Raw genomic sequence first — 2,367 nt, 5'->3', positions numbered from 1 at the left:
CCGCCCGCCCCGGCTGCGGGTGGCGCCGCCGCCGCCGGTGAAGGTGCCGCGCGCGCCGTTCGCGGCGCTGGTGCTGGTGCTGGTGGTCGGCGGGGTGCTCGGCATCCTGGTGGTCAACACCAAGATCAACGAGAACGCGTTCCGGCTGGAGAAGCTCCAGGAGCAGCAGGCCAAGCTCGACCTGGAGCAGCAGCAGCTCAACAAGCAGATCGCCGACGCCGAGGCCCCGGGCAACCTGGAGGCCCAGGCCCGCCGGCTGGGGCTGGTGGAGGCGGGCGAGCCGGCCTACATCCGGCTGCCCGACGGCAAGGTGATCGGTGTGCCGCAGCCGGCCGACGGCCAGCCGTCGATCACCAGCCAGCAGGGCGCGGGAGGCTGACGACCGTGCCACCGAGATCGGAGGAACCGCGCCGGGACGCCACGGGCTCCCGGCGCGGTTCGTCACGTGACGTCGGTGCCCGGGGCGCCGCGCGTCGCTCCGGCGAGCCGGGCGCCGGTGGCATCTCCGACGCCCGGGCGTACACCCCGCGCGGGCGCACCGTCCGCGAGCAGCGCACCGGCGGCCGGGCCGAACGCGACGACGACGCCGGCCGCGCCGAGCAGCGCCGGACCCCCCGCAGCACCCGTTCCGGCGACCCGTTCCGGCCCGCCCTCCAGGTGCTCGACGGCGGGCGCGCGGGCGCCGGCCGCACCGGCCGGCGGGAGCCGGCTGGCCGCTCCGGCGTCGTCCGCACCGTCACGCCCCGCGCGCCGCGCGAGCCCCGCCACGACGACGAGCCGCCGGCGCCCCGCCGCCGCGCGCCGCGCCGCCCGGACCGCCCGGCCGCCCGGCGACCGTCCCGCAAGCCGCCGAAGCCGCCGCGGCTGGCCGACCCACGCCGCCGGCTGCGGCTGGGCACGGTGCTGACGCTGGCGCTGTTCGCCGTCATCGGCATCCGGCTGGTCGTCCTCCAGGCCGTGGACACCCCGGCGTACGCCGGCGGCGGCGTCGCCGACCGGCTGCGCACCGTGACCCTGCCGGCGGCGCGGGGGGCGATCTACGACCGGGACGGCGCCCCGCTGGCGCACAGCGTCGAGGCGCGCTACGTCTACGCCGACCCGACCCAGATCAAGGACATCCCGGGCACCGCGAAGGCGCTCTCCCCGCTGCTCGGCATTCCGGCCTCCGAGCTGGCCGAGGGCATGAAGCCGCGCAAGCGGGTCAACGGGGTCGACTCGCAGTTCGAGTACCTGGCCCGGGGGGTGGACATCGACCGGGCCCGGCAGATCACCGCGCTGGAGCTGCCCGGCATCTACACCCACCGCGACGAGCGGCGCGAGGTGCCCGGCGGCGACCTCGCCGCCAACCTGCTCGGCTTCACCAGCCAGGACATGGTCGGCCTGGAGGGGCTGGAGGCCCGCTACGACGACGTGCTGCGCGGCGAGGACGGCAAGCGGGTCTACGAGGTCGGCCTCGGCGACCTGGCCGCCCCGATCCCCGGCGGCTACAGCGAGACGACGAAGGCCAAGCCGGGCAGCTCCCTGCGGCTCACCGTCGACCGCGACCTCCAGTTCATGACGCAGCGGATCCTGGCCCGGCACATGGCGAGCAGCAAGGGCAGCACCGGCGCGGCCGTGGTCCTGGAGGTCGGCAGCAGCGAGGTGCTGGCCCAGGCCAGCCACCCCACCTACAACGCGGCGAAGCCCGTGCCGAGCGACCCGACCGACCGGGAGGACGCGGCCACCAGCTTCGTGGTCGACCCCGGCTCGGTGCACAAGGCGATCACCTTCGGCGCCGCCCTGCAGGAGCGGGTGATCACCCCGGACACCACGCTGCCGATCTCCAACGCGGTCCGCAAGGGCGACACCTGGTTCGCCGACACCCACCCGGCCGGCGGCCGCCGGATGACCCTGCCCGGCATGATGGCGTACTCCTCGAACGTCGGCACCATCGAGATCGCCGACAAGCTGGGCCCGGAACGGCTGATCGACTACCAGAAGCGGTTCGGCCTCGGCGAGCCGACCGGGGTCGGCATGCCCGGCGAGGCCAGCGGGCGGTTGCTGCCGGCCGACGAGTGGAGCGGGTCGTCGGCCGGGTCGGTGCCGATCGGGCACAGCGTCGACGCCACGCCGCTGCAGATGGCCGCCGCGTACGCGACGATCGCCAACGACGGCACGTACGTGCAGCCGCGCCTGGTTCGGGAGGTGATCGGGCCGGACGGGAAGCGCAGGCCGACCGACCCGCCGGTCACCCGGTCGGTGCTCAGCCCCGACAACGCCGCCGCCCTGCGCACGATCCTGGAGGCGGTGACCACCGTCGAGGGCGCCACCGGCCGGGCCGCGGCGCTGCCCGAGTGGCGGGTCGCCGGCAAGACCGGCACCGGCTGG

At 76.1% G+C, this 2,367-nt stretch carries 2 protein-coding genes; both read left to right on the top strand.

From position 1 onward, the window contains the following. Nucleotides 1–379, top strand: a 379-nt coding sequence (locus tag ACWENR_RS30460; RefSeq protein WP_452280389.1) for a septum formation initiator family protein, incomplete at its 5' end; no start/stop codon positions are given. Between the two features lie 5 nt (nt 380–384). Beyond that, nucleotides 385–2,367, top strand: a 1,983-nt coding sequence (locus tag ACWENR_RS30455; RefSeq protein ID WP_452280388.1) for a peptidoglycan D,D-transpeptidase FtsI family protein, incomplete at its 3' end; no start/stop codon positions are given.

Source organism: Micromonospora sp. NPDC004336, assembly GCF_053602615.1.
The sequence above is the reverse complement of the archived record's forward strand: the minus strand, read 5'-3'. Positions and strand labels throughout refer to the sequence as shown.